Raw genomic sequence first — 20,453 nt, forward strand, 5'->3', positions numbered from 1 at the left:
GGGCACAGATTGTATGGGGGAGCCGTGGCGCTTCTGCCGCGTTTGAGCTCAAGTCTCTAGCTTGCGATCACAGCAGTGGTGCACGGCGCAGCGCTCGCACTGGGGCTTGCGAGCCTGGCAGACGTAGCGGCCATGAAGAATGAGCCAGTGGTGCGCGTCCACCAGGAATTCGTTGGGTACGCGCTTGAGCAAGGCTTGCTCAACCGCCAGCGGTGTTTTACCCGGCGCGAGGCCCGTCCGGTTGGAGACGCGAAATATATGCGTGTCTACAGCCATGGTGGGTTCGCCAAACGCGACGTTGAGCACGACATTGGCGGTCTTGCGGCCCACACCGGGCAGGGCCTCCAGGGCTTCTTGACTGCGCGGCACCTCGCCCCCGTGCTGCTCTAGCAGGATGCGGCAGGTGGCGATGAGATTTTTGGCCTTGGTGCGGTACAAGCCGACGGTGCGTATCTCATGCGCCAGACCTTCTTCGCCCAGCGCCAGGATGGCTGCGGGCGTGTTGGCGAGGGCAAACAAGCCGCGTGTGGCCTTGTTCACGCCTACGTCGGTGGCTTGGGCTGAAAGCAGCACGGCAGCCAAGCATTCAAAGACGCTGCTGTACTCCAGCTCGGTCTGGGGCCTGGGGTTGGCGGCGCGCAGCGTGCTGAAAAACGTCTGAACCTGTTGTGGGCTCATGAGGCTGAGGACTCGCGTTTGGCGCGCGCGCGTGCCAGCGCGGCTTCGATGACAGCGCGCTTTTTGTCCAACTGTTGCGGGTCTGTGATGCGGGACTCTTGTGCCAAGTGGGCCAGCTTGTATGCCGCTTTGGCCTCCAGGCGTTCCTGTTGTTGACGCGTTTCGCGCTCCAGTCTGAGCTGGCGTTCTTGATAGCGTTGTCGCGCTTGGCTGGCGAGATCAGGGCTCCAGGCGTCCCAGCCACTGCGCCCCGGTGTGACGCTAACCATGCTGATGCAGTCCACCGGGCAGGCGGGAATGCACAGCTCGCAGCCGGTGCATTCGGGCTCAAGCACGGTGTGCATGTGTTTGTTGGCGCCCACGATGGCGTCCACTGGACAGGCTTTGATGCAAAGCGTGCAGCCAATGCACCAGGTTTCGTCAATCACGGCCACGCCGCGCTCGGCCTGCGTGCCGTGTGCGGGGTTCAGCGCTGTTGGGGTGCCACCCACCAAGGCAGCTAGGCGCGCCACGCCGGTGTCTCCACCAGGTGGGCATTGGTTGATGGCGGCTTCGCCCAGTGCAATGGCACTGGCGTAGGAGTGGCAGTCTGGATACGCGCAGCGTGTGCACTGGGTTTGAGGCAGTGCGGCATCCAGTTGTTGAATCAGTGTGGGCAGGTCAGCAGAGTTCACGCAGGGCTGGGGCGACGCCGGCGCTGGGCGCTGTTGGGCGTCGTCTGGCGGGTGTTCAGGGGCTGCGAATCGTAGCGCGCAATAAAGCGCTGCACCTGCGGATAGACCATCTCACGCCAGCGGCGGCCCGAGAAAATGCCGTAGTGGCCTGCGCCTTTGGCGTCGTAGTGCTGCTGGTGCTCGGTGGTGATGCCGCTGCACAGCTCATGCGCCGCGCGTGTCTGGCCTGCGCCGGAGATGTCGTCCAGCTCGCCTTCCACCGTCAGCAAGGCGGTGTGGCGGATGTCCTGTGGGCGCACCCATTCCTCACCCACCTTCCACGTGCCGTTGACCAGCGCAAATTCTTGGAACACGGTTTTGATGGTGTCCAGGTAGTACTCGGCGGGCAGGTCGAGCACGGCGTTGTACTCGTCGTAGAACTGGCGGTGCGATTCGGCGCTGTCGTCGTCACCGCGCACCAGGTCCAGGAAATAGTCGTAGTGCGAGGTGAGGTGGCGGTCCGGATTCATGGCCACAAACCCGGTGTGCTGCAAAAAGCCGGGGTAGACGGCGCGGCCGGCTCCGGGGTAGTTGCTGGGGATGCGGTAGATGACGTTGTTCTGGAACCAGCTGTGGCTCTTGTTCATGGCCAGGTTGTTCACCGCCGTGGGGCTGCGCCGCGCGTCGATGGGGCCGCCCATCATGGTCATGCTGCGCGGCGTGGCTTCGCCGCGGCTGGCCATGAGCGAGATGGCGGCCAGCACTGGCACGGTGGGCTGGCATACCGAGATGACATGGCATTCAGCGCCGATGTGGCGGATGAAGTCCTGCACGTATTGCACGTAGTCATTGAGGTGGAATGGACCGTGCTCCAGCGACACCATGCGCGCGTCAGTCCAGTCGGTGATAAAGACCTTGTGGTCTTTGAGCAGCTGGCGCACGGTGTCGCGCAGCAAGGTGCTGTGGTGCCCGGACAAGGGGGCGACCACCAGCACCGTGGGCTGGGTCTTCATCTGCGACAGGATTTTGGAGTCGTCCGTGTAGCGCTTGAATCGCAGCAGGCGGCAAAACGGCTTGGTCTGCACAACCAGTTCTTGCACGGCCACTTCAGTGCCATCGACATTGATGCTGCGGATGTCGAACTCGGGTTTCTCGTAATCCTTGGCAAGGCGGTGCATCAAATCCAAGCCCGCAGACATCTTTTGAGACATCGGCAGGTGGGTGAAGGGCGACAGCGGGTGGCTGTATAGCTTGGCAGCGGCGCTGGCGAACTCAGCAAAGGGGCTGAGCATGGCTCGCTGGGTTTCGTAGAGCTGATACAGCATGGGAACCTCACTTCATTGTGCAGTGCAGCAATTTTACGGCTTTCCCTGCATGATCAATGGCCGAATAGGGCCGAGAAACTCAGGCATGTCCCTAGCGACACCCAAATGAGCGGGTAGGGTGCGAATTTTTCCCGCTCGCCGAAGCAGCGCTGCGGCCTTGGTTTTTGCGGGGGGAATGCCCCAGCCGCCGTGGCGGGCTGCGCGCATGCGCTACGCTTCGAGCCCCCGTCACGTGCCCATTGCCCATTTCGCATGTCTTCAGAACAACTCAGCGCGCCGGCCGCTCAAGCGCCCAGCGGCGAATTCGTGACTTTCCCAGACTCACCCTTTGAGTTGTTTCAGCCATTTCCGCCCGCGGGCGACCAGCCCACGGCCATCGCGCAGTTGGTGGAGGGCGTGCAAGACGGGCTGACTTACCAAACGCTGCTGGGCGTGACGGGCTCGGGCAAGACCTACACCATGGCCAATGTGATCGCCCGCCTGGGGCGGCCCGCCATCGTGTTTGCGCACAACAAGACGCTGGCCGCTCAGCTCTACAGCGAGATGCGGGAGTTCTTTCCGCACAACGCCGTGGAGTACTTCGTCAGCTATTACGACTACTACCAGCCCGAGGCCTATGTGCCGCAGCGGGACTTGTTCATTGAAAAAGACAGCGCCATCAATGAGCAAATTGAGCAGCTGCGCCTGTCCTGCACCAAAAGCCTGCTGGAGCGGCGCGATGTGGTCATCGTGGCCTCGGTCTCAGCCATTTACGGTATTGGCAACCCCAGTGACTACCACCAGATGGTGATGACGCTGCGCGTGGGGGACACCCTGGGTCAGCGCGACATCATCATGCAGCTCACGCGCATGCAATACACGCGCAACGACGTGGAGTTCACGCGCGGGCATTTCCGCGTGCGCGGCGACACCATCGATGTGTTCCCGGCCGAACATTCTGAAATGGCCTTGCGCATTGAGCTCTTCGACGACGAGATCGAGGCGCTGAGCCTGTTTGATCCACTCACCGGCCAGATGGCGCAAAAGCTCGCCCGCTTCACGGTCTACCCCTCCAGCCACTACGTCACGCCGCGCGAGCGCGTGCTGGCGGCCATGGAAACCATCAAGCAAGAGCTGCGCGAGCGCCTGGCGCAGTTTGTGCAAGACGGCAAGCTGGTCGAAGCCCAGCGCCTGGAGCAGCGCACGCGCTTTGACCTGGAGATGCTGCAGGAGGTGGGTCACTGCAAGGGCATTGAGAACTACAGCCGCCATCTCTCTGGCGCAGCGCCTGGCGAGCCACCGCCCACGCTGGTGGACTATCTCCCTGCTGACGCACTCATGTTTGTTGACGAAAGCCATGTCACGCTGGGTCAGTTCGGCGGCATGTACAACGGCGACCGCGCGCGCAAGACGACGCTGGTGGAATATGGTTTTCGGCTGCCCTCAGCCCTGGACAATCGACCGCTGAAGTTTGCGGAGTTCGAAAAGAAGATGCGCCAGGTGGTGTTCGTCTCAGCCACGCCCTCAGACTACGAGCGTCAGCATGCCGGGCAGGTGGTGGAGCAGGTGGTGCGCCCCACGGGTCTGGTGGACCCCGAAGTGGAGGTGCGCCCAGCCACGCACCAGGTGGACGATGTGCTGCAAGAGATTCGCGAGCGCACCGAGCAAGGCGACCGCGTCTTCATCACCACGCTGACCAAGCGCATGGCCGAGCAGCTCACCGAATACCTCAGCGACAACGGCGTGCGTGTGCGCTATATGCACTCGGACATCGACACCGTGGAGCGGGTCGAGATCCTGCGCGACCTGCGCCTGGGCACGTTTGACGTGCTGGTGGGCATCAACCTGCTGCGCGAGGGCCTGGACATTCCCGAGGTGTCGCTGGTTGCCATTTTGGATGCCGACAAAGAGGGCTTTTTGCGCTCGGAGCGCAGCCTCATTCAAACCATAGGGCGGGCTGCTCGAAACTTGCGGGGCAAGGCGATTCTGTATGCCGACCGCGTGACCGACTCCATGCGTCGAGCCATGGACGAAACCGAGCGCCGCCGCACCAAGCAAATTGCCCACAACCTGGAACACGGCATCACCCCGCGTGGCGTGGTGAAACGTGTGAAGGAATTGATTGACGGTGTTTACAGTGACAAGGCGGGGCGGGATGAGTCGCGTTTGCGCGAATCCGTTGACGTCGAATTGCTGGGCGAAAAAGACCTTGGCAAGCGCATGGCGCAGCTCGAAAAGCTCATGCTGGAGCACGCGCGCAACTTGGAATTCGAGAAGGCGGCGCGTCTGCGCGACCAACTTGCACAGCTGCGGGAGCAGGCTTTTGGGGCGTCGGGGCGGTCTGGACTCTGAGGCCTAAGCGCGCGACTTTGGGGTCAAGAGGCCTACATCCACCAGGGTCTTTTAATTGAGTAAAATGGTCGGACTTACCGAGGGGAAACCCTGGTAATGGCGGCAAGCTATCGGCTTTCCGTAGGACATTTGGCCGTAGTGCCGAGGAGCGATGCGATGCGTCTCACCACCAAAGGTCGTTTTGCCGTGACAGCGATGATTGATCTGGCCCTGCGTGAAAACGCTGGGCCTGTGGCCTTGGCCGCCATCAGTCAGCGTCAGCAAATCTCGCTCTCCTACCTGGAGCAGCTGTTTGGCAAATTGCGACGCCACCAATTGGTGGAGAGCACAAGAGGGCCAGGTGGTGGCTACTCTTTGGGCCGTCGCTCCGATGAAATCACGGTGGCTGACATCATTTTGGCAGTGGATGAGCCTATTGACGCCACGGGCTGTGGCGGCAAAGGCAACTGCATGGGTGGCGACTCGGGTCGTTGCATCACGCATGACCTCTGGACTTCGCTCAACACCAAGATGATCGAGTACCTGGATTCCGTCACTTTGCGCAAACTGGTCGATGACCAGCTCGCCAAAGGTGTGGCGATTGAAGAAGTGCCGCTCAAACGCGCCATTTCCGCTGCCCCGGTGCTCAAACCCATCCGTGTGACAGCCCCGAATTCTGTTTTTGCGCTTGGCAATTCGCTGAGCAAGTAACCCTGTTTTTGAACACTGCAGCAGCCTTAGCTTGCCCTAGGCCAACCCCATGGACATGACCCCGCACTTCCCGATTTACCTGGACTACGGCGCAACCACGCCGGTGGACCCGCGCGTCGTCGACGCCATGATTCCCTGGTTGCGTGAGCACTTTGGCAACCCCGCATCGCGCAGCCACGCCTGGGGCTGGGAGGCCGAGGCGGCGGTGGAAAAGGCACGTACCGAGGTGGCCGCGCTGATCGGGGCTGACCCGCGCGAAATCGTCTGGACCAGCGGCGCGACCGAGTCCAACAATCTCGCCATCAAGGGGGCGGCGCATTTCTACAAGACCCGCGGCAAGCACGTGGTCACGGTCAAGACCGAACACAAGGCTGTGCTGGACACCACGCGTGAGCTGGAGCGCCAGGGCTTTGAGGTGACCTACCTGGATGTGCAGGAAAACGGTCTGCTGGATCTCGCCGCTTTTGAGGCGGCGCTGCGTGCGGACACCATCCTGGTGTCGGTCATGTTTGTGAACAACGAGACCGGCGTGATCCAGGACATCCCCACCATCGGTCGCATCTGCCGGGAAAAGGGCATTGTGTTTCACGTCGATGCGGCGCAAGCCACGGGCAAGGTGGCCATCGACTTGGCCACGCTCCCTGTCGACCTGATGAGCTTGGCCTCGCACAAAACCTATGGCCCCAAGGGCATTGGCGCGCTCTATGTGCGCCGCAAGCCGCGCGTGCGCCTGGAGGCACAAATGCACGGTGGCGGGCACGAGCGGGGCATGCGCTCCGGCACCTTGCCCACGCATCAAATCGTGGGTATGGGCGAAGCGTTTCGCATTGCGCGTGAAGAGATGGCCACCGAGCTGCCGCGCATCCAGGCGCTGCAGCGGCGCTTGCTGGATGGTTTGTCGGATATCGAGCAAGTCTTTATCAACGGCGACCTCACGCACCGTGTGCCGCACAACGTGAACGCCTCCTTCAACTACGTTGAAGGCGAGTCGCTCATCATGGGCATCAAGGGTTTGGCGGTGTCTTCGGGCTCGGCTTGTACGTCGGCCAGTCTGGAGCCCAGCTATGTGCTGCGCGCCCTGGGCCGCAGCGACGAGTTGGCCCACAGCTCGCTGCGCATGACCATTGGCCGCTTCACGACCGAGGAAGAGATCGACTTCGCCGTGAGCACCATCAAGCACAACGTGGTCAAACTGCGCGAGCTCTCGCCGCTTTGGGATATGTACAAAGATGGGGTCGATCTGAGCACCATCCAATGGGCCGCTCACTGAGATTCAAGGAGAACCGACATGGCATACAGCGACAAGGTCATTGACCACTACGAGAACCCGCGCAACGTGGGCGCGTTTGACAAGGGCGACGATTCCGTGGGCACGGGCATGGTGGGCGCTCCGGCTTGCGGCGATGTGATGAAGCTGCAAATCAAAGTCAACCCGGCCACCGGGATGATTGAAGACGCGAAATTCAAGACCTACGGCTGCGGCTCGGCCATTGCCTCGAGCTCCCTGGTGACGGAGTGGGTCAAGGGCAAAACCCTGGATGAAGCGCTGTCCATCAAGAACACGCAGATTGCGCAAGAGTTGGCGCTGCCGCCCGTGAAAATCCACTGCTCGATCTTGGCTGAGGATGCCATCAAGGCCGCTGTCGACGACTACCGCGCCAAACACAAACACACGCAGTGAGGGCCCAGAGCCCCGTTTTGCGCTGAACTCTCGACTTCGCTCACCCATCTCACCGCAACCACAGGAAAAGGACCCATGGCCGTCACCTTGACAGAAGCCGCCGCGCGGCACGTCGCTCGCTATATTGCAAGGCGCGGTCGCGGCGTCGGTGTGAGGCTGGGGGTCAAGACGACCGGGTGCTCGGGTCTGGCCTACAAGCTGGAATACGCAGACGAAGTGGCTGAGGAAGATGTGATCTTCGAAGGGCATGGCGTCAAGGTCTTGGTGGACCCCAAAAGCCTGCCCTATCTGGACGGCACGGAACTGGATTTCGTGCGCGAAGGGCTGAACGAAGGGTTCAAGTTCAGAAACCCGCGCGAGAAAGACCGCTGCGGCTGTGGCGAGTCCTTCCGTGTCTGAGCTTTCGGTGGGTGACTGCGCAGCGCGCCAACTCTGGCGCGCTTCGTTTTTGGCCGTTTGGGCTGGCGGGTGCGAGACATGAAGCTAGAGGACGACGACTTCAGCCTGTTTGGGTTGCCCCAACAGTTTGCCCAGCCTGCTGCTGAGGTCGAGCAGCGCTGGAAGCAGCTGGCCGCGCGCGTGCACCCCGACCGCTTTGTGACCGAAGGTGCAGCCGCGCAGCGCATGGCCATGCAATGGGCGCTGCGTGTGAATGAGGCGCACCAGCGCCTGCGCGACCCGCTCAAGCGCGCCGCTTACCTCTGCGAGCTGCGGGGCGCGCCCATTCGCGCGCATGACAACACCAGCATGCCCAGCAGCTTTTTGATCACGCAAATGCAGTGGCGTGAGGCGCTGGAAGAGGCGACCGATACATCCAGCGTACAAGTGCTGGACCATGAGGTGCGTCAAAGCGAGCAGCAGTTGCACCAACAGCTGCAGCAGCAATTGGACGAGTTGAACGATGCGCCCGCCGCGGCCCAGACCGTGCGAGCCCTCATGTTCATCTCGCGGTTCCGAACTGAGTTAGATCGGCGCATGGATGCGCTAGAGCAGTAGACACAAACATGGCCTTGTTGCAGATATCCGAGCCCGGTGCTTCACCTGACCCGCACCAGCGGCGCATCGCCGTGGGCATTGATTTGGGCACCACGCATTCTCTGGTGGCCGCCATGCGCCATGGTGTGGCTGAGTGCTTGCCGGACGCCCAAGGTCGTGTGATCTTGCCCTCGGCGGTGCATATTGCCGAGCAAGGCCGCCGTGCCTATGGCTATGAGGCCTTGGCTGTGCAGGCGCAAGACCCGCAAAACACCGTGGTTTCGGTCAAGCGCTTTATGGGGCGGCGCCTCGCGGACATCGAGAACCACGAGCGCTTGCCCTATCGATTTGAAGACACGCCGGGCATGCTCAGCGTGCTCACGCGCGAGGGGCCCAAATCACCGGTGGAAATTTCGGCCGAGATTTTGGCCACGCTGCGCCAGCGCGCTGAAGACAGTTTTGATGCCGAACTGTTTGGTGCCGTCATCACCGTACCCGCATACTTTGACGATGCCCAGCGCCAAGCCACCAAGGACGCCGCGCAGATGGCCGGCCTGAATGTGCTGCGCCTCATCAACGAACCCACGGCTGCCGCCATTGCCTACGGTTTGGATCAGGGCGGGGAAGGGCTGTTTGCGGTTTATGACCTGGGCGGCGGCACCTTCGACATTTCTTTGCTGCGCCTGACCCGTGGGGTCTTTGAAGTGCTGGCCACAGGTGGTGATGCCGCACTGGGTGGTGACGACTTCGACCACCTCGTGGCCGAATGGGCGGCCAAGCAAGCTGGTGTGAGCATTGACAGCCCTGGCGACAAGCGTCGCATGCTGGTGGCCGCACGCGCCGCCAAAGAGGCTTTGAGCGATCAGCAAGAAACCGTGTTCCGCGCGGTGCTTGACTCGGGTGAGGTCGAACTCAAGCTCAGCCGCGCGCAGTTCGATGCACTGGTTCAACCCCTGCTGGAGCGCACGCTGCGTGCCGTGCGCCGCGTGCTGCGCGACGCGCGCGTCGAGCCGGCCCAGGTGGATGGCACGGTGATGGTGGGTGGCTCCACCCGCATGCCTTGCGTGCGCCAGGCCGTTTCGGCCCTGTTTGGCAAAGAGGTGTTGATCAACACCAACCCCGACGAGGTGGTGGCCTTGGGTGCCGCAATTCAGGCCGACCAGCTCGCGGGCAATGGCCGCGATGGCGAGCTGCTGCTGCTGGACGTCATCCCGCTGTCCTTGGGCATCGAGACCATGGGCGGCCTGGTGGAGCGCATCGTGGAGCGCAATGCCACCATTCCTGTGGCCCAGGCACAGGAGTTCACCACCTTCAAAGACGGGCAAACCGCATTGGCCCTGCACGTGGTGCAGGGTGAGCGCGAGTTGGCGGGGCAGTGCCGATCGCTGGCTCGGTTTGAGCTGCATGGCATTCCGCCCATGCCAGCAGGTGGCGCGCGCATTCGGGTGACCTTCCAGGTTGATGCGGATGGTTTGTTGAGTGTTTCTGCACGCGAGCAAAGCTCGGGCGTAGAGGCTGTGGTTGAGGTCAAGCCCAGCTACGGCTTGAGCGATGAGCAAATCACCACCATGCTCAAAGACGGCTTTGCCAACGCGCAAGAAGACATGCATGCACGCAAGCTGCGCGAAGCCCGGGTTGAGGCAGAGCGGCTGGTGCTGGCCACCACGGCGGCCTTGCAGGCCGATGGCGATTTGCTTGCCCCGCAAGAGCGCCAGTACATTGACACCTTGCTCACCCTGGTGGGGCAGTCGCTGGGTACCAGCGATGCCGATGGCATTGATGCTGCCGTCAAAGCGCTGGCCGATGGCACCGAAGGCTTTGCCGCAGCGCGCATGAACCGGGGTATTCAAAAAGCCCTGACCGGACGAAATATCGATCAGATCTGATCGCGCAAGAGAGCACACCATGCCAACCATCAAAATCCTGCCCCATCCGGAATACTGTCCCGATGGCGCAACCCTGCAAGCGCCCGCGGGGACGTCGATCTGCGAGGCCTTGCTCGATCACGGTGTGGCCATCGAGCACGCGTGCGATCAGGTCTGCGCTTGCACCACCTGCCATGTCATCGTGCGCGAGGGTTTTGCGTCCTTGTCCGAAATGGAAGAGAACGAAGAGGACATGCTGGACCGCGCTTGGGGCCTGGAGCCCAACTCGCGCCTGTCCTGCCAAGCCATCCTGGCTGGCGTTGACGTGACGGTTGAGATCCCGAAGTACTCGATCAACCACGCCAAAGAAAACCACTGAGAGGCAAGGCTGTGAGGCCGCTGAGGGTGATGTGAGATGTTGGTACTGGGCATAGAGTCGTCTTGCGATGAAACTGGCGTGGCGCTGGTGGATGCGTCGGGTTCTGGCGTGCCGCGGCTGTTGTCACACGCGCTGCACAGCCAAATTTCCATGCACCAGGCCTACGGCGGCGTGGTGCCGGAGCTGGCCTCGCGCGACCACATCCGCCGCGTGCTGCCGCTGACTCAGGAAGTGCTCTCGGGCAGCGGTCGGGTGCTGAGCGATGTCGACGTGGTGGCTTACACCCAGGGGCCTGGCTTGGCGGGCGCCTTGCTTGTGGGTGCCGGTGTGGCCGTGGCTTTGGGCGCAGCGCTTGATCGGCCAACCTTGGGCGTTCACCACCTGGAAGGGCATTTGCTGTCGCCCTTTCTCTCGGTGGACCCGCCGCAGTTCCCCTTTGTGGCGCTGCTGGTTTCGGGTGGGCACACGCAGCTGATGCGGGTGGATGCCGTGGGCAGCTATGAGTTGCTGGGCGAGACCATTGACGACGCAGCGGGCGAGGCCTTTGACAAAAGCGCCAAGCTGCTCGATTTGCCCTATCCAGGCGGGCCCCATTTGGCCGAACTGGCGCTGCGCGGTGACGCCCAGGCCTACCGGCTGCCCCGTCCGCTCTTGCACAGCGGCCAGCCAGACTTCAGCTTTGCTGGCCTCAAAACGGCGGTGCTGACACAGATTCGCCGTTTGCAGCAGGCCAATGCTGACGGACTCCTGTGTGAGCAGCAGCGCTGCGATGTGGCAGCCTCCACTCAGGCCGCCATTGTCGAGGTGCTGGTGAAAAAAAGCCTGCTGGCGCTGCAGGACACGGGCTTGAAGCGGCTTGTTGTGGCCGGTGGCGTTGGGGCCAACAAGCAATTGCGCGCGCAGCTCGATGCTGCCTGCGCACGGCGCAAGGTGCGCGTGCACTACCCCGAGCTGCATTTGTGCACTGACAACGGCGCCATGATTGCCCTGGCTGCGGCCATGCGCCTGCAAGCAGGCTTGGCCCAGCCCACGCTGCAGGGCAGTTTTGCTGTGCGCCCGCGCTGGGATTTGGCCGCCGCCTGAACTCCGCTATACTCGCCAGCTTTTGTTGGCCACAGCTTTGTGGTTGGCAAAGAAGTACCAGCACGGCACGGGTCGGTTTCACCTGTGTCCGCAAGTTATCAACCCGGAAACCGCATGCTTTGGCTCAGTCTCGCCACTTGGCGCAGCTGCACACAGCGTCTGCGGGATCCGAATACCTAGGAACTCCCATGGCAGTCGCCGATCTGAATACCGCCGAAATCGTCAAGTCCAATGCCCGCAGCGCCAACGACACTGGCTCCCCTGAGGTGCAAGTGGCCCTGCTGACGGCTCGCATCAACGAACTGACCCCCCACTTCAAGCTGCACGCCAAGGATCACCACGGCCGTCGCGGTCTGCTGAAGATGGTCAACCAGCGCAAGAGCCTGCTGGCTTACCTCAAGCGCAAGGACGCTGCCCGCTACACCGCCCTGATTCAAAAGCTGGGTCTGCGCAAGTAAGCACGGTGGTATCGTGACGAAGAGCCTGTCTGGACATGACAACCAGCACAGGCTCTTTGTCCATCCGGACTTGTGAGCTGTGGCTCACGCGGTCCTTCGTCATTCGGAGTTGAGCTGACGTGGCAGATGTGTCATTCCAACTGTGCGGCCCTGGTGCAGCCCAGCTGGAATGGCATCGTGCCAAACCCAGTCCACTCCCGGCCCAAGGCGCTCCGCATGCGCCACATCAAACCGAGGAAATCAGAACATGAGCATGTTCAAAAAAGTGGTCAAGACCTTCCAATGGGGCCAACACACCGTGACCATGGAGACGGGTGAAATCGCCCGTCAAGCCACGGGCTCCGTGCTGGTGAATATCGACGACACCGTGGTGCTGGCCACCGTGGTGGCGCGCACCGAAGCCAAAGCGGGTCAAGACTTCTTCCCGCTGACGGTCGATTACATCGAGAAGACCTACGCTGCAGGCAAGATCCCCGGCAGCTTCTTCAAGCGCGAAGGCCGCCCCAGCGAACTCGAAACACTGACCAGCCGCCTGATCGACCGCCCCATTCGCCCGCTGTTCCCTGAAGGCTTCTTCAACGAAGTTCAGGTGGTGGTGCACACCCTGAGCCTGAACCCCGAAGTTCAAGCCGATATCGCCGCCCTGATTGCCACCAGCGCAGCGCTGTCCATCTCTGGCATTCCCTTCAACGGCCCCATCGGTGCGGCTCGCGTGGGCTATGTCAACGGCGAATACGTGCTCAACCCCGGCAAGACGCAGCTGACTGAATCCAAGATGGACTTGGTCGTTGCTGGTACTGAAGCTGCTGTGCTGATGGTGGAGTCTGAAGCCGACCAGCTCAGCGAAGACGTCATGCTCGGCGCTGTGGTTTATGGCCACGAGCAAGGCAAGGTGGCGATTGCCGCCATCAACGAGCTGGTGCGTGAAGCCGGCAAGCCGTCCTGGAACTGGGTTGCCCCCGCCAAGAACGAGCCCTTCATTGCCAAGGTCAACGAGCTGGCCGAGCCGCTGCTGCGCGCTGCCTACCAAATCCGCTCCAAGCAAGACCGCACCCACGCTTGCCGCGATGCCTACGCCAAGGTCAAGGAAGCCCTGGTTGCCGACGGCAGCACGGTGGACAGCGTGGAAGTCGACGGTTTGCTGTTCGAGATCGAAGCGCGCATCGTGCGCAGCCAGATCCTGGCTGGCGAGCCTCGCATCGACGGCCGCGACACCCGCACCGTTCGCCCCATCGAAATCCGCAACAGCGTGCTGCCGCGTGTTCACGGCTCGGCCCTGTTCACCCGTGGTGAAACCCAAGCCCTGGTGGCTGCTACGCTGGGCACGGACCGCGACGCCCAAGTCATCGACGCACTGGCTGGCGAGTACAGCGAGCGCTTCATGCTGCACTACAACATGCCTCCCTTCGCCACGGGCGAAACCGGTCGCGTGGGCAGCCCCAAGCGCCGCGAAATCGGTCACGGCCGTCTGGCCAAGCGCGCTTTGGTGGCTGTGTTGCCCACCAAGGAAGAGTTCCCGTACTCCATCCGCGTGGTGTCTGAAATCACCGAGTCCAATGGTTCTTCGTCCATGGCTTCGGTGTGCGGCGGCTGCCTGTCCATGATGGACGCTGGCGTGCCCCTGAAGGCGCACGTGGCTGGCATCGCCATGGGCCTGATCAAGGACGCCAACCGTTTTGCCGTGTTGACTGACATCCTGGGCGACGAAGATCACCTGGGCGACATGGACTTCAAGGTGGCTGGCACGACCACGGGCGTGACGGCGCTGCAGATGGACATCAAGATCCAAGGCATCACCAAGGAAATCATGCAGGTGGCACTGGCTCAGGCCAAGGAAGCGCGTCTGCACATCCTGGACAAGATGGTCCAAGCCATGGGCGGCGCCAAGACCGACATCTCTGAGTTTGCGCCTCGTCTCTACACCATGAAGATCAATCCGGAGAAGATCCGTGACGTGATCGGCAAGGGCGGCGCCACCATCCGTGCGCTGACCGAAGAGACGGGCACACAGATCGACATCGGCGAAGACGGCACCATCACCATCGCCTCCACCGAAGGCGCCAAGGCCGAACTGGCCAAGAAGCGCATTGAGGAAATCACCGCTGAAGCGGAAGTGGGCAAGGTCTACGAAGGCCCGATCACCAAGATCCTGGACTTCGGTGCTCTGGTCAACATCCTGCCTGGCAAGGATGGTCTGCTGCACATCAGCCAGATCGCCCACCAGCGCGTGGAGAAGGTCACCGACTTCCTGCAAGAAGGCCAAGTGGTCAAGGTCAAGGTCTTGGAAACCGACGAGAAGGGCCGCATCAAGCTGTCGATGAAGGCACTGATCGACCGCGATCAAGCTCCTCAACACGCGGCTGAGCCCGCAGGCGAGTAAAGCCTAGGCTGCCCTTGTGCCCCAACCATGAAAGCGATTGCCATCAAGGCGCCAGGCGCCCCCGAGGTGCTGCAACTTGTCGAGCTGCCCACGCCTGAGTATTCAGTGGGTGAGTGCTTGATCGAGGTGCACGCCGCGGGTGTCAATCGCCCCGATGTGTTGCAGCGCAAGGGCGTGTATCCGGCGCCGGCGGGGGCTAGTCCTCTGCCGGGTTTAGAGGTCGCGGGCCGTGTGGTGGCGGGTGATGCGGCCGCTCTGGCCGAGGCTGGCTTGGCCTTGGGTGACGCCGTGTGTGCTTTGGTGCCTGGCGGCGGCTATGCGCAGTACTGCGTGGCGGCTGTGGCTCATTGCCTGCCTGTGCCTGAGGGCTGGAGCTTTGTCGACGCCGCTGGCTTGCCTGAGACCTTCTTCACAGTCTGGAGCAATGTCTTTGAGCGCGCCGCGCTGATGCCCGGCCAGACCTTGTTGGTGCACGGTGGTTCCAGCGGCATCGGTGTGACAGCCATTCAGCTGGCCAAGGCCTTTGGCTCGCGCGTGCTGGTGACGGTGGGCTCGGACGCCAAAGCTCAGGCCTGCCTGGATTTGGGTGCCGACCTGGCCATCAACTACAAAGCCCAGGATTTTGTGGAGGCTGTGCTCTCAGCAACTTCCGGACGCGGCGTCGATGTGGTGCTGGACATGGTGGCTGGACCCTACGTGGCACGCAATCTGCAATGTTTGGCTGATGATGGACGTCTGGTCATCATCGCCGTGCAGGGCGGCGTGCAGGCGCAGATTGACGCCGGTCAGGTCTTGCGCAGGCGACTCACCATCACGGGTTCAACCCTGCGCCCTCGCAATCACGCTTTCAAGGCGTCTGTGGCCGCGGCTTTGCGGTCGCGTGTCTGGCCCTTGCTGGCGCAGCGGCGCATTCGCCCTGTGGTCTTTTGTGAATTCCCCGCTGAGCAGGCGGCCGATGCTCATGCTCTGATGGAAGCCGGTGAACACATCGGCAAGATTGTGCTGACTTGGAATATTCAATGAATGGAGTGCATGACATGCGCAAGAAGCTGGTAGTTGGTAACTGGAAAATGCACGGCACGCGTGCAGCCAATGCCGTGTTGCTTGCAGGACTCAAGGAACTGGGCCCCTGGAACGCGCAAGTTGCCGTGTGTGTGCCGTTCCCCTACATCACAGAAACAGCACTCGCCGTCACGGGCACTGCTGTGGCCTATGGCGCACAAGACTGCTCGGCGCACGAGCAGGGGGCTTACACGGGCGAGGTGTCCTCAGCCATGCTGGCTGACCTGGGCTGCCGCTACGCCATCGTGGGTCACTCCGAGCGCCGTGCTTACCACCACGAATCTGACCAACTCGTTGCAGACAAGGCCAAGGCCGCCTTGGCGCACGGCGTGACGCCCATTGTTTGCGTGGGCGAAACCCTGCAAGAGCGGGAGGAGGGGCGTACGGAAGAAGTGGTCAAGCGTCAGTTGGCGGCCGTGATTCACACCCTGTCGCATTGCATCGGCGAGATCGTGGTGGCTTATGAGCCCGTGTGGGCCATCGGCACGGGCAAAACCGCCACGCCTGAGCAGGCACAGGCTGTCCACGCGCTGCTGCGCCAGCAACTGCGCGCCGCGACACACAAGGCTGATGCCATGCAGATCCTCTATGGCGGCAGCGTCAAACCCGATAACGCCGCAGTGTTGTTCCAGCAGCCTGATATCGACGGCGGGCTGGTGGGTGGTGCGGCATTGAAAGCGGCTGACTTCGCGGCAATCTGCCGCGCAGCCTCCTGAAGTCGCAAGAGTTGTGTCGTTGACCAGCGCCAGCCGCTGGTACTGAAAAATTTTTGGAGAATTGGCAAATGCAAGTTTTGATGAATCTTGTGCTGGTGGTTCAGCTGTTGGCAGCCATCACCATGATCGGTCTCGTTCTGGTTCAGCATGGCAAGGGTGCCGATATGGGTGCGTCCTTTGGCAGCGGCGCTTCGGGTTCCTTGTTTGGTGCCACAGGAAGTGCAAACTTCATGTCGCGTTCCACGGCGGTATGCGCAACGATCTTTTTTGTGTGCACACTGGCGCTGGCCTATATGGCCAACCACAAGGTGAACAATACCTCCGGCACTTCGGCCGGTGAGCAGTTGTTGGAGCGTGCTGTGGCGCCTGCTCCTGCGGCTTCTGGCGCTGCTGCAGTGCCGGGTGTTGCGCCAATTGCAACGCCTGCGTCCGCAGCTGCTTCGAAGTGACAGAAATTTTGAGCCCTTCCTGTCAAGAAAGTCGCTTGATTTCTTCGGAGGGCTCAAAAACCAGTATAGAATTCGAGGCTGTCTAGCGCGCTAGACGTCAAGCAAAAAAGCCGACGTGGTGAAATTGGTAGACACGCTATCTTGAGGGGGTAGTGGCGAAAGCTGTGCGAGTTCGAGTCTCGCCGTCGGCACCAAAAATAAATAGCACTGTCGATCCTGCTGAATGCTCAGTGGGGTTCGGTGGGGCAGGCGCCCTGAAGTGAATGAGCCTCGGTGGGTTCTGAGCAGAAGGGTCAAGACGGGCGCGGTCCGTGTGCGATGAAAATCGCCATCGACGCGCCCGTTGCTTTTTCGAATCGCCAGCGCCTTCGGGTGGCTAGCCAAACATGAAGAGCACATTGTGAGCCTGGAACAATACCTCCCCGTGATCCTCTTTATTCTGGTCGGCGTCGCGGTTGGTGTCGCGCCCCAGGTTTTGGGCTTTTTGCTCGGGCCGCGTCGTCCTGACGCCGCCAAAAACTCCCCATACGAATGTGGCTTCGAGGCCTTTGATGACGCGCGCATGAAATTTGACGTGCGCTACTACCTCGTGGCCATTCTGTTCATTCTCTTTGACCTCGAAATTGCATTCCTCTTCCCTTGGGCTGTCTCGCTCAATGAGATTGGGCCTGTCGGTTTTTGGGCAATGATGGTCTTTTTGGGCATTCTGGTCGTGGGCTTTGTCTACGAATGGAAAAAGGGCGCCCTGGATTGGGAATGATGGCGTGGCCTCGCCGCTTGGCGGGGTGCTGGAGCTCTGGTTGCGGGCGTAGTGGGTGCTGATCAGTGCTCCGCCTCAGACCTCACAAGAATGGAAGCTCGGTATGGGAATCGAAGGCGTATTGAAAGAAGGCTTTGTCACGACGTCTGTTGACAAGCTGATCAACTGGTCCAAGACCGGGTCGCTGTGGCCAATGACTTTTGGCCTGGCTTGTTGTGCGGTGGAGATGATCCACGCTGGCGCAGCACGCTATGACATCGACCGCTTCGGCATGCTGTTTCGCCCCAGCCCCCGCCAGTCTGACTTGATGATCGTGGCCGGAACGCTGTGCAACAAGATGGCGCCCGCCCTGCGCAAGGTGTACGACCAAATGGCCGAGCCGCGTTGGGTCATGTCTATGGGTTCCTGTGCCAACGGCGGCGGCTACTACCACTACAGCTATTCGGTGGTGCGTGGCTGCGATCGCATCGTGCCCGTTGATGTTTACGTCCCCGGCTGTCCTCCCACAGCTGAGGCGTTGCTCTACGGGGTTATGCAGCTGCAGGCCAAGATCCGCCGCGAAAACACCATCGCACGTTAAGCCATGAGTAAACTCGATACCCTGAAGGCGGCCTTGGAGTCTGTGCTGGGCGACGCCGTTGTTGAGATTCGCAACCAGTTTGATGAGCTCACCCTGACGGTGGGCCATCAGGACTACATCAAGGTTGCAAAACTCTTGCGCGACCATTCGGCCTTGCGTTTTGAGCAGCTCATCGATTTGAGCGGCGTGGACTACAGTGCCTACAAAGACATAGGGCAGGACGGTCCGCGTTTTGCCGTTGTGTCTCACTTGCTGTCGGTCAACAAGAACTGGCGTCTGCGCTTGAAGGTGTTTTGCCCGGATGACGAGCTTCCTCAGGTCGCTTCGGTGACAGCGCTGTGGAGTGCTGCCAACTGGTACGAGCGCGAAACCTTCGATATGTACGGCATCCTTTTCAATGGGCATGAGGATTTGCGCCGTATCTTGACCGACTACGGATTTATCGGTCACCCCATGCGCAAAGACTTCCCGCTTTCCGGTCACGTAGAAATGCGTTACGACGCCGAGCAAAAGCGAGTCGTCTATCAGCCCGTGACCATTGAGCCGCGTGAGATCACTCCGCGTGTGATCCGTGAAGAAAACTACGGTGGTCTGTGATGGCAGCTGAAATCAAGAACTACACGCTCAATTTCGGTCCTCAACACCCGGCAGCGCACGGCGTTTTGCGTTTGGTGCTGGAGCTTGACGGCGAGGTCATCCAGCGCGCTGACCCTCACATCGGCTTGCTGCACCGCGCCACGGAAAAGCTGGCTGAAAGCAAGACATACATTCAATCGCTCCCCTATATGGATCGGTTGGATTACGTGTCCATGATGGCCAATGAGCACGCCTATTGCTTGGCCATTGAAAAGATGTTGGGCATTGATGTGCCCATTCGCGCCCAATACATCCGTGTGATGTTTGCGGAAATCACCCGTCTGCTGAACCACCTGCTGTGGTTGGGCTGTCACGGGCTCGATTGCGGTGCAATGAATATCTGTATTTATTGCTTCCGTGAGCGCGAAGACCTGTTTGATATGTACGAAGCCGTGTCCGGTGCTCGGATGCACGCGGCGTATTTCCGTCCTGGTGGCGTGTATCGGGATCTGCCCGACAGCATGCCCCAATACAAGTTCAGCAAGATCCGCAACGCCAAAGCCATGGCGCAGCTCAACGAAAATCGGCAAGGCAGCTTGCTGGATTTCATTGAGGACTTCTGCAATCGATTCCCGAAAAACGTCGACGACTACGAAACCCTGCTGACGGACAACCGCATCTGGAAGCAGCGCACGGTCGGTATCGGTGTGGTCACGCCTGAGCGAGCTCTGAATCTGGGGTTGACCGGCGCGATGCTGCGTGGCTCTGGTATTGCATGGGATTTGCGCAAGACCCAGCCTTACGACGTCTACGCCGACATGGACTTTGATGTTCCCGTTGGGACCAATGGCGATACCTACGATCGCTATTTGGTGCGCGTTGAGGAAATGCGCCAATCCAACCGCATCATCAAGCAGTGTGTGGACTGGCTGCGTAAGAATCCTGGCCCCGTGATCACGGACAACCACAAGGTTGCGCCTCCTTCACGGGTCGCCATGAAATCCTCCATGGAAGAACTGATCCACCACTTCAAGCTGTTCTCGGAAGGTTTCCGAGTGCCGGAAGGTGAGGCCTATGCAGCGGTGGAGCATCCCAAGGGCGAGTTCGGGATTTACATCGTCAGCGACGGTGCGAACAAGCCCTACCGGCTGAAGATTCGCGCTCCAGGTTTTGCGCATCTTGCGGCTTTGGACGAAATGTCGCGCGGCCACATGATTGCCGATGCAGTAGCCGTGATTGGCACGATGGATATCGTGTTCGGTGAAATTGACCGGTGAGTGAAGGCTATGAGCAGCACTGAATATGTTTTGAGCGAAGCCACTCGCGCCCGTTTTGCCCGTGAAGTGGCGAAGTACCCAGCACAGCAGAAGCAATCTGCGGTGATGGCCTGTTTGTCCATTGTTCAGCAGGAAGAGGGGCATGTGTCCCGCGCTGCTGAAGACGCGATTGCTCAATACCTGGGCATGCCGGCGATTGCTGTGTATGAGGTGACGACCTTCTACAACATGTACAACCAGCGCCCGGTGGGGAAGTTCAAGCTGAACGTCTGCACCAATTTGCCCTGCCTGTTGCGCAATGGGCAAGGCGCCTTGGACCATTTGCTGCAAAAGCTGGGCGTTGAAGAGGGCGGCACGACGCCTGACGGCCTTTTCACGGTTCAAAAGTGCGAATGCCTGGGTGCTTGCGCAGATGCGCCTGTGATGTTGGTCAACGACAGGCAAATGTGCAGTTTCATGAGCCATGACCGGCTTGACGAGCTGGTCACTGTGCTGCGTGAAAACGCGGGCACGGTCGAGGCAAAGAACTGAGGGT

The 20,453-nt window shown here is 60.9% G+C and carries 22 protein-coding genes and 1 tRNA gene; 20 read left to right on the plus strand and 3 right to left on the minus strand.

All coding sequences use genetic code 11. From position 1 onward, the window contains the following. Positions 1-48: 48 nt before the first annotated feature. From nth to ACG0Z6_RS15440, 3 genes are read right to left on the minus strand one after another with little or no spacing between them, the layout of a single operon-like run. On the minus strand, positions 49-678 hold the full coding sequence (nth, locus tag ACG0Z6_RS15430; protein WP_394463007.1) for an endonuclease III: 630 nt from the start codon (positions 676-678) through the stop codon (positions 49-51). Next, positions 675-1,352, minus strand: coding sequence for an electron transport complex subunit RsxB (rsxB, locus tag ACG0Z6_RS15435; RefSeq protein ID WP_394463009.1), 678 nt, complete (start codon positions 1,350-1,352; stop codon positions 675-677). Before rsxB ends, nth begins: the two co-directional genes overlap by 4 nt. Then, the gene (locus tag ACG0Z6_RS15440; RefSeq protein ID WP_394463011.1) at positions 1,349-2,656 is read right to left on the minus strand and encodes a polyhydroxyalkanoate depolymerase; all 1,308 of its coding nucleotides are present in this window, start codon (positions 2,654-2,656) and stop codon (positions 1,349-1,351) included. Before ACG0Z6_RS15440 ends, rsxB begins: the two co-directional genes overlap by 4 nt. 252 nt (positions 2,657-2,908) lie before the next feature. Here ACG0Z6_RS15440 and uvrB point away from each other — a divergent pair, with 252 nt between their 5' ends. From uvrB to ACG0Z6_RS15540, 20 genes are all read left to right on the plus strand, one after another. After that, complete coding sequence (gene uvrB / locus ACG0Z6_RS15445; protein ID WP_394463013.1) at positions 2,909-4,987, plus strand: excinuclease ABC subunit UvrB; 2,079 nt, start codon at positions 2,909-2,911, stop codon at positions 4,985-4,987. 156 nt (positions 4,988-5,143) lie between these two features. After that, complete coding sequence (locus ACG0Z6_RS15450; protein ID WP_394463391.1) at positions 5,144-5,677, plus strand: Fe-S cluster assembly transcription factor; 534 nt, start codon at positions 5,144-5,146, stop codon at positions 5,675-5,677. Positions 5,678-5,726: 49 nt separating this feature from the next. Further along, positions 5,727-6,947, plus strand: coding sequence for an IscS subfamily cysteine desulfurase (locus ACG0Z6_RS15455; RefSeq protein ID WP_394463015.1), 1,221 nt, complete (start codon positions 5,727-5,729; stop codon positions 6,945-6,947). 18 nt (positions 6,948-6,965) lie between these two features. Continuing rightward, positions 6,966-7,358 carry a Fe-S cluster assembly scaffold IscU gene (gene iscU, locus ACG0Z6_RS15460; RefSeq protein ID WP_394463017.1) on the plus strand — a complete coding sequence of 131 codons (393 nt, stop codon included), beginning with the start codon at positions 6,966-6,968 and terminating at the stop codon, positions 7,356-7,358. Positions 7,359-7,433: 75 nt separating this feature from the next. Continuing rightward, positions 7,434-7,757 carry an iron-sulfur cluster assembly protein IscA gene (gene iscA / locus ACG0Z6_RS15465; protein ID WP_394463019.1) on the plus strand — a complete coding sequence of 108 codons (324 nt, stop codon included), beginning with the start codon at positions 7,434-7,436 and terminating at the stop codon, positions 7,755-7,757. Between the two features lie 78 nt (positions 7,758-7,835). Then, positions 7,836-8,354, plus strand: coding sequence for a Fe-S protein assembly co-chaperone HscB (hscB, locus tag ACG0Z6_RS15470; protein ID WP_394463021.1), 519 nt, complete (start codon positions 7,836-7,838; stop codon positions 8,352-8,354). An 8-nt stretch (positions 8,355-8,362) separates the two neighbouring features. Then, entirely contained in the window at positions 8,363-10,219 is a 1,857-nt protein-coding gene (gene hscA, locus ACG0Z6_RS15475; RefSeq protein WP_394463023.1) for a Fe-S protein assembly chaperone HscA, read from the plus strand. Between the two features lie 19 nt (positions 10,220-10,238). Continuing rightward, positions 10,239-10,577 carry an ISC system 2Fe-2S type ferredoxin gene (gene fdx, locus ACG0Z6_RS15480; protein WP_394463025.1) on the plus strand — a complete coding sequence of 113 codons (339 nt, stop codon included), beginning with the start codon at positions 10,239-10,241 and terminating at the stop codon, positions 10,575-10,577. A 36-nt stretch (positions 10,578-10,613) separates the two neighbouring features. Beyond that, positions 10,614-11,660, plus strand: coding sequence for a tRNA (adenosine(37)-N6)-threonylcarbamoyltransferase complex transferase subunit TsaD (tsaD, locus tag ACG0Z6_RS15485; protein ID WP_394463028.1), 1,047 nt, complete (start codon positions 10,614-10,616; stop codon positions 11,658-11,660). A 188-nt stretch (positions 11,661-11,848) separates the two neighbouring features. Next, positions 11,849-12,118 (plus strand): 30S ribosomal protein S15, encoded by a 270-nt coding sequence (gene rpsO, locus ACG0Z6_RS15490; protein WP_394463031.1) that lies wholly within the window; start codon positions 11,849-11,851, stop codon positions 12,116-12,118. 247 nt (positions 12,119-12,365) lie between these two features. Beyond that, entirely contained in the window at positions 12,366-14,498 is a 2,133-nt protein-coding gene (gene pnp / locus ACG0Z6_RS15495) for a polyribonucleotide nucleotidyltransferase (protein ID WP_394463033.1), read from the plus strand. 27 nt (positions 14,499-14,525) lie between these two features. After that, complete coding sequence (locus ACG0Z6_RS15500; RefSeq protein ID WP_394463035.1) at positions 14,526-15,521, plus strand: NAD(P)H-quinone oxidoreductase; 996 nt, start codon at positions 14,526-14,528, stop codon at positions 15,519-15,521. 14 nt (positions 15,522-15,535) lie between these two features. Continuing rightward, entirely contained in the window at positions 15,536-16,276 is a 741-nt protein-coding gene (tpiA, locus tag ACG0Z6_RS15505; RefSeq protein ID WP_394463037.1) for a triose-phosphate isomerase, read from the plus strand. Positions 16,277-16,344: 68 nt separating this feature from the next. Next, a complete protein-coding gene (secG, locus tag ACG0Z6_RS15510) occupies positions 16,345-16,725 on the plus strand; it encodes a preprotein translocase subunit SecG (RefSeq protein WP_394463039.1) in 381 nt (126 codons plus the stop codon). A 109-nt stretch (positions 16,726-16,834) separates the two neighbouring features. Continuing rightward, positions 16,835-16,919 (plus strand) — tRNA-Leu (locus ACG0Z6_RS15515). Positions 16,920-17,125: 206 nt separating this feature from the next. After that, positions 17,126-17,485, plus strand: coding sequence for an NADH-quinone oxidoreductase subunit A (locus tag ACG0Z6_RS15520; RefSeq protein WP_394463041.1), 360 nt, complete (start codon positions 17,126-17,128; stop codon positions 17,483-17,485). A 103-nt stretch (positions 17,486-17,588) separates the two neighbouring features. Further along, a complete protein-coding gene (locus ACG0Z6_RS15525) occupies positions 17,589-18,065 on the plus strand; it encodes a NuoB/complex I 20 kDa subunit family protein (RefSeq protein ID WP_394463043.1) in 477 nt (158 codons plus the stop codon). Between the two features lie 3 nt (positions 18,066-18,068). Beyond that, complete coding sequence (locus ACG0Z6_RS15530) at positions 18,069-18,662, plus strand: NADH-quinone oxidoreductase subunit C (RefSeq protein WP_394463045.1); 594 nt, start codon at positions 18,069-18,071, stop codon at positions 18,660-18,662. Beyond that, positions 18,662-19,918, plus strand: coding sequence for an NADH-quinone oxidoreductase subunit D (locus ACG0Z6_RS15535; RefSeq protein ID WP_394463047.1), 1,257 nt, complete (start codon positions 18,662-18,664; stop codon positions 19,916-19,918). Before ACG0Z6_RS15530 ends, ACG0Z6_RS15535 begins: the two co-directional genes overlap by 1 nt. Before the next feature lie 9 nt (positions 19,919-19,927). Continuing rightward, positions 19,928-20,449: an NADH-quinone oxidoreductase subunit NuoE family protein gene (locus ACG0Z6_RS15540; protein ID WP_394463393.1), complete on the plus strand. Its 522-nt coding sequence runs from the start codon at positions 19,928-19,930 to the stop codon at positions 20,447-20,449. Positions 20,450-20,453: the final 4 nt, after the last annotated feature.

This window comes from Roseateles rivi (genome assembly GCF_043555845.1).
Taxonomy (GTDB): domain Bacteria; phylum Pseudomonadota; class Gammaproteobacteria; order Burkholderiales; family Burkholderiaceae_C; genus Roseateles; species Roseateles rivi.

Bases quoted from the DNA above. Each gene is read 5' to 3' on its own strand.
- nth (WP_394463007.1), bottom strand. From the start codon at position 678: ATGAGCCCACAACAGGTTCAGACGTTTTTCAGCACGCTGCGCGCCGCC.
- ACG0Z6_RS15440 (WP_394463011.1), bottom strand. From the start codon at position 2,656: ATGCTGTATCAGCTCTACGAAACCCAGCGAGCCATGCTCAGCCCCTTT.
- uvrB (WP_394463013.1), top strand. From the start codon at position 2,909: ATGTCTTCAGAACAACTCAGCGCGCCGGCCGCTCAAGCGCCCAGCGGC.
- ACG0Z6_RS15450 (WP_394463391.1), top strand. From the start codon at position 5,144: ATGCGTCTCACCACCAAAGGTCGTTTTGCCGTGACAGCGATGATTGAT.
- ACG0Z6_RS15455 (WP_394463015.1), top strand. From the start codon at position 5,727: ATGGACATGACCCCGCACTTCCCGATTTACCTGGACTACGGCGCAACC.
- iscU (WP_394463017.1), top strand. From the start codon at position 6,966: ATGGCATACAGCGACAAGGTCATTGACCACTACGAGAACCCGCGCAAC.
- iscA (WP_394463019.1), top strand. From the start codon at position 7,434: ATGGCCGTCACCTTGACAGAAGCCGCCGCGCGGCACGTCGCTCGCTAT.
- hscB (WP_394463021.1), top strand. From the start codon at position 7,836: ATGAAGCTAGAGGACGACGACTTCAGCCTGTTTGGGTTGCCCCAACAG.
- hscA (WP_394463023.1), top strand. From the start codon at position 8,363: ATGGCCTTGTTGCAGATATCCGAGCCCGGTGCTTCACCTGACCCGCAC.
- fdx (WP_394463025.1), top strand. From the start codon at position 10,239: ATGCCAACCATCAAAATCCTGCCCCATCCGGAATACTGTCCCGATGGC.
- tsaD (WP_394463028.1), top strand. From the start codon at position 10,614: ATGTTGGTACTGGGCATAGAGTCGTCTTGCGATGAAACTGGCGTGGCG.
- rpsO (WP_394463031.1), top strand. From the start codon at position 11,849: ATGGCAGTCGCCGATCTGAATACCGCCGAAATCGTCAAGTCCAATGCC.
- pnp (WP_394463033.1), top strand. From the start codon at position 12,366: ATGAGCATGTTCAAAAAAGTGGTCAAGACCTTCCAATGGGGCCAACAC.
- ACG0Z6_RS15500 (WP_394463035.1), top strand. From the start codon at position 14,526: ATGAAAGCGATTGCCATCAAGGCGCCAGGCGCCCCCGAGGTGCTGCAA.
- tpiA (WP_394463037.1), top strand. From the start codon at position 15,536: ATGCGCAAGAAGCTGGTAGTTGGTAACTGGAAAATGCACGGCACGCGT.
- secG (WP_394463039.1), top strand. From the start codon at position 16,345: ATGCAAGTTTTGATGAATCTTGTGCTGGTGGTTCAGCTGTTGGCAGCC.
- ACG0Z6_RS15525 (WP_394463043.1), top strand. From the start codon at position 17,589: ATGGGAATCGAAGGCGTATTGAAAGAAGGCTTTGTCACGACGTCTGTT.
- ACG0Z6_RS15530 (WP_394463045.1), top strand. From the start codon at position 18,069: ATGAGTAAACTCGATACCCTGAAGGCGGCCTTGGAGTCTGTGCTGGGC.
- ACG0Z6_RS15535 (WP_394463047.1), top strand. From the start codon at position 18,662: ATGGCAGCTGAAATCAAGAACTACACGCTCAATTTCGGTCCTCAACAC.
- ACG0Z6_RS15540 (WP_394463393.1), top strand. From the start codon at position 19,928: ATGAGCAGCACTGAATATGTTTTGAGCGAAGCCACTCGCGCCCGTTTT.